The 9,048-nt window shown below is 31.5% G+C and carries 8 protein-coding genes; 1 reads left to right on the forward strand and 7 read right to left on the reverse strand.

Annotated features, from left to right (window positions below):
* A partial coding sequence (locus tag ABI549_RS12535; RefSeq protein WP_348076802.1) for a carboxypeptidase-like regulatory domain-containing protein occupies window positions 1-534 on the reverse strand: 534 nt, incomplete at its 3' end.
* A 667-nt stretch (window positions 535-1,201) separates the two neighbouring features.
* On the opposite strand from ABI549_RS12535, the gene ABI549_RS12540 reads away from it, so the two are divergent.
* Window positions 1,202-1,438, forward strand: coding sequence for a helix-turn-helix transcriptional regulator (locus ABI549_RS12540; protein WP_348076803.1), 237 nt, complete (start codon window positions 1,202-1,204; stop codon window positions 1,436-1,438).
* A 981-nt stretch (window positions 1,439-2,419) separates the two neighbouring features.
* Here ABI549_RS12540 and ABI549_RS12545 read toward each other — a convergent pair.
* The 6 genes from ABI549_RS12545 to ABI549_RS12570 form a co-directional block, all read right to left on the reverse strand.
* Window positions 2,420-2,809, reverse strand: coding sequence for a hypothetical protein (locus ABI549_RS12545; RefSeq protein ID WP_348076804.1), 390 nt, complete (start codon window positions 2,807-2,809; stop codon window positions 2,420-2,422).
* A 25-nt stretch (window positions 2,810-2,834) separates the two neighbouring features.
* Window positions 2,835-3,650 (reverse strand): DUF4249 domain-containing protein, encoded by an 816-nt coding sequence (locus ABI549_RS12550; protein ID WP_348076805.1) that lies wholly within the window; start codon window positions 3,648-3,650, stop codon window positions 2,835-2,837.
* An 11-nt stretch (window positions 3,651-3,661) separates the two neighbouring features.
* The gene (locus ABI549_RS12555) at window positions 3,662-6,016 is read right to left on the reverse strand and encodes a TonB-dependent receptor (RefSeq protein WP_348076809.1); all 2,355 of its coding nucleotides are present in this window, start codon (window positions 6,014-6,016) and stop codon (window positions 3,662-3,664) included.
* Window positions 6,017-6,128: 112 nt separating this feature from the next.
* The gene (locus ABI549_RS12560; RefSeq protein ID WP_348076806.1) at window positions 6,129-7,034 is read right to left on the reverse strand and encodes a DMT family transporter; all 906 of its coding nucleotides are present in this window, start codon (window positions 7,032-7,034) and stop codon (window positions 6,129-6,131) included.
* Window positions 7,035-7,425: 391 nt separating this feature from the next.
* On the reverse strand, window positions 7,426-7,992 hold the full coding sequence (locus ABI549_RS12565; protein ID WP_348076807.1) for a cysteine hydrolase family protein: 567 nt from the start codon (window positions 7,990-7,992) through the stop codon (window positions 7,426-7,428).
* 92 nt (window positions 7,993-8,084) lie between these two features.
* Window positions 8,085-8,465: a DoxX family protein gene (locus tag ABI549_RS12570; RefSeq protein WP_348076808.1), complete on the reverse strand. Its 381-nt coding sequence runs from the start codon at window positions 8,463-8,465 to the stop codon at window positions 8,085-8,087.
* Window positions 8,466-9,048 lie beyond the last annotated feature (583 nt).

Below are 9,048 nucleotides of genomic sequence, written 5' to 3' on the forward strand. Positions count from 1 at the left end.
TTGACCACGGATTTGTATTTCGAATCCTCCACCAGGCACACCGCTTGTCTGTACAATGTTTACACCCGCCATTCTTCCCTGCATTGTTGCCAAGACGTTTGTTACTGGTTGGTTTTCGATATCCTTGGAAGTTATTTTTGCAATGCTTCCTGTTCGTTCCTTATCTTTTACACTATAATATCCTGCATTTATTATTACTTCCTTTAGCGCTGTTGCATCTTCTTCGAGTTTAATATTGATTGTTGTTTGGTTTGCTACTGGAGTTTGAATTGTCTTATAGCCTATAAAGGAAAATATAAGGATGTCTTTTTGTTCTACCGTTACTGTATAGTTTCCTTTTTTATCTGATAGTGCAGCGATTGGCTTGTCTTTTACTTTAATTGTTACGCCGGGTAATGAACCATTGGCATCTGAGACAATCCCTTTGATGGTTGTTTGTGCCTGAACTCCTATACAGCATATTAGGAGTAGGATGTAGTACAGTTTGGGCAGTTGTATTGTAGCCCAATACTTTAAGATTGAATTTTTATTCATACTTTTGGTTTGGTTAAATTAAACTTCGGTTTTGTTTGCTTTGGTCCTCTATTCGTCCGCCAAGAAGAGTTAGAGGGCCTTTTTTTGCTTTTTTGTGCTTCGCTTCGCTTTTTTTTGCCACTGATTGCACAGATTATCACTGATTTTTGTTTCCGTTTTTTTACCACGAATTCCACGAATTAGCACAAATTATTTATCTGATGCGATGCTGTTTTTATTTCATAGGCATTTGTATTTTAAGGTTTTTTGAAAAGGAAAGTACACTGCCGTTGCAAGTTGCAGCCGAGCGCAGGCAATGTCTCTCCAAACTAACTAATTGCATTAATTGAACTGTTGCGAGACTTTACTGAAGAAGTGCTAAGAATAAAAAGTGAGTATCCTTTATGAATTAAAAAAGGCATGGAACTCAGCTTATTGCACTAGAGGTACTGGTATACCGAGCAACAATAAGTGAGCCCACGCCAATAGACGTGAGCATCATACTTATTATCTCGTTGCAAAAATTACCAGTTTTCTAGTGCGAGATTCTAAGCGAATGCTTCAAATATTTTTATGAAGTTTCGCAAAATTACATTTTTCAATGTATTTGAAATACAAATATATAAATATATTTTAAATATGTACTATAGTACATAACGTTTTGTTTCTTTTTTATGTCAATTTGACTATGCATGAATCATTAGATAAAATAGAACGTTATGTAATCTCTAAAGTTAAAGAAATTAGAGAGTCAAAGAAAATAACACAAGAAGATTTGTCTCTATCTATTGGTAAAAATATTGGATTTATTTCACAGATTGAAGCACCATCTAAAAAGGCTAAATATAATATTGTACATCTTAATTTAATAGCTAAAGCATTAAATTGCTCACCAAAGGATTTTTTACCAGAGAAACCATTATAGAATTATTTTAAAAGATGCCTCGGCATCTTTTTTGTTTTTTTTATTGACTTGTCAATTCCGAAGTTTTACTTGTCAATTCGGGAGTAATTGCAAAAAGTATTTTTTATGTGTGTGCTTGTCGTTTTATCTTTGAGAGATGGAATGGTATGAAATAGTTTGGTTTGTTGTATTGTGGCTTGTAGGGCTTTGGTTGCGTGGGATGTTTTATGAGTGGAGGAGAAGACGGTATCATAATGATAGTTGGAAGAGTAGGAGAAAATAGAGTAGGTGCCAGTGGCATCTTTTTTGTACCTAAAAATTAAAAGTTAAGGTGTTTAATTCTGGAATTGCACACTATACTGTTTGGTTTTTAAAAAATAAATATAGAGTTTGTATTGATTCGGTTTATTGTAGTAAATTCAGGAATTTATTGTGTTTAATTCTCGAATTACGCATTATAGTATTAGTTTTTACAAAATATGTTTAGAGCTGTGTTGATTGCAATTTTGATGTTGCATTCAGGAATTTAAGGTGTTTAATTCTGGAATTGCACATTATTCTATTAGTTTTTTTTAAATAAGTTCAAAGCTTGTGTTGATTGAATTTTTACTATTAAATTCAGGAATTTAAGGTGTTTAATTCGCGAATTGCACACTGTACTGTTTGGTTTTTACAAAATAAGTTTAAAAGTTGTGTGCATCGGATTTATGGTATTTAATTCGGGAATTAAACATTTAATTAAAAAAAATGCCAGGAAAATCATGGGTTTTTCTACTTTATATTTTTAGAATATATATTTCTGCGCTCACTTTACTAACTACAACATTAAAGTAATTTTAGTTATTTCTTAGTTTAATTAAACATTATTTAATTTCTAAATTTTATTCGTTCGTTGCTATAAAAAGTAATTCTATGAATTTTTTGCATTTTTTTCTGCTTTAACTTAAATATACAAGAACCACTTTCTATACAAGTACCACTTTCTATATAATAATTAGTTAATCAAAATTTATTGTTTTTAGTATTCAAAATTTTCCAAATAAGAATTACGAAAGTAAGTGTCATAATAGCGAATGATTTTTCAAATATGGTCTTAGCGAAAGCATTAACAATAGCGTTTAGCGAAAAAACGATAAGGAAAATCAATAAGATTATGTCAAGTATTTTATTTAAACGTCTAGATTTTGCACTATCTTTTGCGATTAAAACTGCACCTAAAAATAAATTGATAATAATCGAAATGCATTCGAAAGTATACATTTCAGAATCATTATGAAGTTGTCCACCCCAAACGATTTCATAAGGAATTAGTTTAACTATAATACCTATGTGGAATAGGATTACAGCAATAAGCAAAACCATGAAAAAGGATATAGTTGTAAAAGATTTCATTTTTGAACTAATTTTACTATATCTATTATTGAATGGTATAATTTGTTACATCCGCTTCACTTATTCTAAAATAACCCAAAGGATAATTAGTAAAATTGGTTTCGTTTTTTATGTTTCCTTTCACTGTTGCAGGTGGTGTTTGAAAGGGTCCGCCACCTGAACTTCCTGCAATATTCAAAAGAATGTTCATATAATTATAATATGCTTTTGAAATACCATAGTGTGTAATTTCGACTTGTTCTCCGGGATTTGTGTTCTCTTCTAGTGCTAAACTAAAAAAAGTATTTCCTTGAAAAAATTTATCATTATTAATGGTATATTCTGGTTTTAGATTTTTTGAGAATTTGTATTTGTAGAGGTAATAATTCTCGGCATTGGCTGGGTCATTAAAAAAAGTTTTTAATTCCAGTACATTTGCACCGAAATTCGTTTGAATTTCTTGAGTTACTGAAGTTATAGCAGCTACTGATTTTAAGGTTTCTGATGCCGTGTAACTTTGACCGTTACTAAGTACAGTAAGCGTGTAGGTTTCGTCAATAACTGGAACAAAATTAGTACACTTATAAATTCCAGTATTAGGTGTTTCAATAAAGTTAAAAATAACATTTGAGCTATTTGTTACAAATACTGTTGCTCCAGAAACTGTTGGTATTACATTGGTGTAAAAATCAGTTGTTGTAGCTAATTTAATTTCTTGATTATTACCCGTTGTCCCTTTTTGCCAAATTAAGGAGGCATCAATTACTAATTTTGGGTTGGCTGTATTTAATGGAACGTTCACTACATCTGTGCATCCTGAAAATAGGGTAGCTGTTAGTAGCACAATTATTAGATTTTTCATACTATGATTTTTTAAAATTTAAAATTATAACTTACAGAAGGAACCATTCCGAAAATTGAAGTTCTTAAGGCTTCATTATTTCCTGTGTCTGCATTTTGTTTGAAATTTATGGAGGCTGCATTTTTACGGTTGTAGACATTATAGATACTAAATACCCATTCCGATTTCCAGCTGCGATTGTCATTTTTATGCGGTGTTAGTGTTGCAGATATATCTAAATGATGGTACACTGGTAATCTGTTTTCATTTCTCAATCCATAGCTTGGTACTACAATATCCTGATAGGTATATTGGCCATTAGGGTAGGTCACTGGCTGCCCTGATTGCAAAATGAAATTAGCTCCAAAAGTCCATTTTTTGTTTAAATTATAGGAACTTGTAACTGCAAGGTTGTGCAATTTATCGTAGGCAGAACTATACCATTCTCCATTGTTTATTCCTGTTTCAGAACTGTTTCTTCCCGGAGTTTGCTGTTGTGATTTTGATAATGTATAGGAAATCCAACCCGTTAATTTTCCTTCGTTTTTACGCAACATCAATTCTAAACCATAGGAACGCATTTGACCATTTAAAACTACTTGCTCAATAGCTTCGTTAGCCACTAAATCCGCACCATCTATATAATCCATTCTGTTTTGAATTTTTTTGTAGAAAGTTTCTACTTCCAAAGAATATTTTTCATCGCTAAAATTTTTGAAATACCCTAAAGCCACTTGGTCAGCAATTTGAGGTTTTATGTACTGATCGCTTGGCATCCAAATATCCAATGGAGTAGGTGATGACGTATTCGAAACTAATTGTAAATACTGAACCATTCGATTATAACTTGCTTTTATAGATTGGTTTTTATTCAACTCATATGCTATTGAGAAACGAGGTTCTAGATAATTATAGTTTTGAATTACTTTGTTTTTGCCATAAAATTGACTTCCTATTGGCGTTGCTTTTTGGTAGGTTTGTGTGTCTTGATCAAAAGTTACCGGTTCGTTGTTTGCATAAAGATTTATATTGGATTGACCCAATCTGTAAAAAAGGCTGTATCGCAAACCATATGAAAGCGAAATCTTTGAAGAGATTTCTTGTTGAGCCTCTATATAAATGGCAGGTTCGAAAGCGTATTTTTTATCTAATTGTTTAAAATTTATTCCTGAATTAGCACTTGTTGGGGATATTGTTCCAGGATTGAAAGCATAATAAATACTATTGACACCAAAATTTAATTTGAATTTATCAGAAATATAATTCTTGAAATCGTATTTTATGTTATAATTTTTAATGCCCGAATTCCAATTGATATTGGCTAAATCCAACCCTAAGCCGAAATAATAATCGCTATATATTGCTGATAGATTTGAAAATAATTTATCACTATATAAATGATTCCAACGTAGGTTTAAAATAGCGTTTCCGTAGGTATTAGTAAAACTTTTATCTAGACTAAAAACATCTCTACCAAAGTAACCTGATAAGAATAGATTATTATTAGGGTTTAGTTTGTATGATAATTTTGTATTTAAATCATAGAAATAAGCCGCATTGTTTTTTTGTTTGTCTGACAGTTTTAAAAATAAATGGGCGTAAGAAGCACGACCACCAATAAGGAAAGAGCCCTTGTCTTTTACAATAGGACCTTCCGCTAATAATCGGCTGGAGATTAATCCGATGCCACCATTCATATGAAAACCAGTACTGCTTCCATCTTTTTGATACATATCTAAAACTGAAGAAGCTCTTCCTCCAAATCTCGCAGGAATTCCCCCTTTGTATAATTTCAAATCCTTTATTGCATCGGGATTAAAAACGGAGAAAAAGCCAAAAACATGGGAGGAGTTGAAAATAGTTGCTTCATCTAAAAGGATTAAATTTTGGTCTGCACCACCACCACGAACATTAAATCCAGATGCACCTTCACCCGCATTGGTTACACCTGGTAAAAGTAATAGTGATTTAAGTACATCTACTTCTCCAAGAACAACTGGCATTTTTTTGATAGTTGCGATTGAAAGTTTATTGATGCTCATTTCAGCCTTTCTAATATTAGTTGCTTTTTTATCAGTTGTAATCACGACTTCTTCTAATTGTACTTCGTTACTGAAAAGTTTGAAGTTGCTTTTGGTGTTTTTGTCGAGATTAATACTTTCTGTAAGCGTTTGGAAGCTTATGAAACTCAATTGAACTGTATAATTACCCTTTGGTATGGTAATGGAGTAAAAACCATATTCATTTGTAGTAGTTCCTGTTTTTAATTCAGGAATATATACGTTAACACCGATTAAAGTTTCGTTGCTTTTGGCGTCTGTAATTGTTCCACTTAAAGTAAATTTTTGGTTCGCTAAACTGCCATTATTATTGTCTTGCGAAAACATACTACTAAAGAAAAGCAGCAGTGTTGTAGTTAAGAGATAAATTATTTTTGAATTCATTTTTTTAATCTATTTTTTTGATTTTAATGGATAATTAACTGTTTTTTTGATTGTTTTAGGTATGTTTTTGATGATGTTCAACATGATAAATTGCATTTCTATTTGCAACAAATACGCCTAATAAAATAATTGCCAGGCAGCCAACTTGTTTCCACCCAACTTGTTCACCATAAATTATCCCCCATATAATAGCCACAGTTGGAATGCCGTATGATACCATAGAGGCGAATATGGAGCCTGCTCTTTTAAGCAAAATATAAAAAAGAATACTTGCTACAGCGGTGCCAAAGATGCCAAGCACACAAGAGAAAAAAGTAGATAATAAGATGCCTTTATTAGAAAAATCCAGTTTAAAGTAGCCAGTAAAATACAACACTAATAAGGCAAATACTGCATTAAGAGATAAAGCCAGAGCTGCAATTCTTACCGATGGTACGTGTTGTAGATGACGGTGTACCATATTCACATTGAAACCATATGATAAGGTTGCCAACACAATCAAAGAAACAGATAAAGCATTGCTGTGTTGTGCAAAGCCGGGTTGACTTAAAAATAATAATAGACTTCCCATAAGAGCAATAATGATCCCGAAAGTTTTATTTGCTGCAGTGCTAATGTGAAAAAATATTGCACCCGAGATAATAACAAAAATGGGTGTAAGAGAATTTAAAACGCCCGCCAAAGCACTATCTATTTTCTGTTCGGCAATACAGAATAAATATGCTGGTATAAGATTGCCCAATGCGCCGGACGTAAAAATAATAAAGATCTTATTTTTTGGAATTTCTTTAAAAGTTTTAATTGCTGAAGGCAGTAAGACCAAGCCCGAAGAAATAATTCGCAATGACGCCACCTGGTAAGCGTTAAGACTTACAAGGCCTTCTTTTATTAGAATAAAACTGCTGCCCCAAATAAAGGATAGCACTATAAAAAGAAACCAGTTAAGGAATTTGCTGTTCATAGTATTTGATGTAATTTTTTAATTAATGAAGAAGTTGAATTAATTAAGAATATTTAAAAAGTATTCTTTAATATAAAGATATAATCTGGATGTAAGTGATAAACTGCTTTTAAAAACCAGAACAAGCATGCCTTTAAATTTATCATTTTGTTTAAATGTTGTTGTTTAACTGTGTCTATTTTTAATATATCGAGGGTAAAGGATTAATAAAATCTCTGTTACTATAAAAATTTCAAAATGAATGATCCTGTTATATTTTTTTGCGGGCTATTACGTATTTAGTTAAGCTATTTATGTATTGGTTTAGTGCTTAACAATTTTCTAAGTATTTGTTTCCTGATTTTCATATCTGTAATTCAAGTTAGAACTCAGATTTTGATTGACGGTATTTTTAGCTAAGTATTTTTCTTAATGCTTCAGTTGTTATAATTGTTGCAAACTCTTCTTTTAAACTTGCTAATGCCGTATCATGTATTAGTTCTGCTGAATAATTTTCGCCATTAATTCCTTTCTTGTTGAAAGTAGCGGTTGCGTCTGAAACAACATAAGTTTCATAACCGTAATTCCCAGCCATCCTTGCAGTTGTCGAAACACAGTGGTCAGTAGTCAAGCCGATAATTATAAGTTGAGAAATTTTTTCCTTGTCAAGACGTTCCTTTAAATCTGTTCCGATAAAAGCACTGTTTACATTCTTTTTAATTATCGTTTCCCCGTCAATTGGTTTCACAATTTCTTTAAATTCGTTTCCTGCATTTAACTCATTAAGCAATGAGGTTTTAATTGAAGAACAATGCTTGATATGAAAAATTGGAAGTTTATTATTTCTCCATAGTTTCAATAGTTCGCCCGCATTATTTTCAGCTTCGGGGTTGTTTCGTTGTCCTCCCCAATATTGTAAATTGTCCCAGGCTTTTTGGATATCAATAAGAATTAAAGCTGGTCTGTCTTGTTTAGTCATGTTATTTATGTTTTAAATATTAATTATTGGAAGGCATCTTGCCTTTTTTATTGATTTATCAAAAGATCAATTTAAATTGGTGTTCGTAGCGTTTAATTTTTAAGGATTAATTTTCTGTTCGCTGGTCTAAAATTCCAAGATAAAATAATGAAAATGGTTTGTAATAAGGGTACAAAAACAGCAATCCCACTATCACCAATAGCTAAATGTGAAATCAATGCGCCTGTCATTAAAAAAAAGAAACCTGCATAAGCCCATTCTTTTATTAATGGATATTTTGGAATTAAAATGGCAATAACTCCTATTATTTTCCAAACACCTATTATGTAGATAAAGTATAATGGGTACCCAACATGATTAATTAGCTCATCCATTGCTTTTACGTGTAGCATTTGTGCAATTCCGCTACCCATCATTCCAAATGATAAAAATGCTGTGGGAACCCAATATATAATTTTATTTCTCCTTGTCATATTCTGTTATTATATTTTGTTTTGTTTAAATTTTCTTTAGATTTGTTGTATGCTGCCCTATGAAGCCCAAAAGGACTATTTGTAGTTAGCTAATAAGGTTATAGTTTTTTAATTGCTATTTTGTTTGTCTAATTAGCTTCCGATATTAAATCATTTTCATTCCAATTTTAATTTATAAAAATTCATCATGCAGTACCAATACTATTACTACGAGAACAAAGGACAAAATAAAAACTATTAATCATATTTGATTGATTTCAATTTAATTACGCTGCAAAGATGCCAACAATATCCCCTTAGATTCTGACAAATAGGTGTCAATAACGGACAGAAATAAATACTTAAAAATTGGTTTTTATATGAAACGTTATAATTTACTTCATTCGGTGTACAATCTTTATTTTAAATTGCTAACAGTTGGATTATCTGAATTATATGTGAAGTCTGTTAATAACACCTATAGTGACAAACTTTGCAAATTCCTTATGTAAACTGATTAATGCAGTCATAATCATAATATCTGCAGAATAGCAAAATATGACTGTATCAATTTTATCAAAAGTTACTAAATCCTATTAAGAAA

The organism is Flavobacterium sp. (genome assembly GCF_039932285.1).
Classification (GTDB): domain Bacteria; phylum Bacteroidota; class Bacteroidia; order Flavobacteriales; family Flavobacteriaceae; genus Flavobacterium.

Excerpts from the sequence above, each read along its gene's own strand:
- ABI549_RS12540 (WP_348076803.1), top strand. The coding sequence starts at position 1,202 with ATGCATGAATCATTAGATAAAATAGAACGTTATGTAATCTCTAAAGTT.
- ABI549_RS12545 (WP_348076804.1), bottom strand. The coding sequence starts at position 2,809 with ATGAAATCTTTTACAACTATATCCTTTTTCATGGTTTTGCTTATTGCT.
- ABI549_RS12550 (WP_348076805.1), bottom strand. The coding sequence starts at position 3,650 with ATGAAAAATCTAATAATTGTGCTACTAACAGCTACCCTATTTTCAGGA.
- ABI549_RS12555 (WP_348076809.1), bottom strand. The coding sequence starts at position 6,016 with ATGTTTTCGCAAGACAATAATAATGGCAGTTTAGCGAACCAAAAATTT.
- ABI549_RS12560 (WP_348076806.1), bottom strand. The coding sequence starts at position 7,034 with ATGAACAGCAAATTCCTTAACTGGTTTCTTTTTATAGTGCTATCCTTT.
- ABI549_RS12565 (WP_348076807.1), bottom strand. The coding sequence starts at position 7,992 with ATGACTAAACAAGACAGACCAGCTTTAATTCTTATTGATATCCAAAAA.
- ABI549_RS12570 (WP_348076808.1), bottom strand. The coding sequence starts at position 8,465 with ATGACAAGGAGAAATAAAATTATATATTGGGTTCCCACAGCATTTTTA.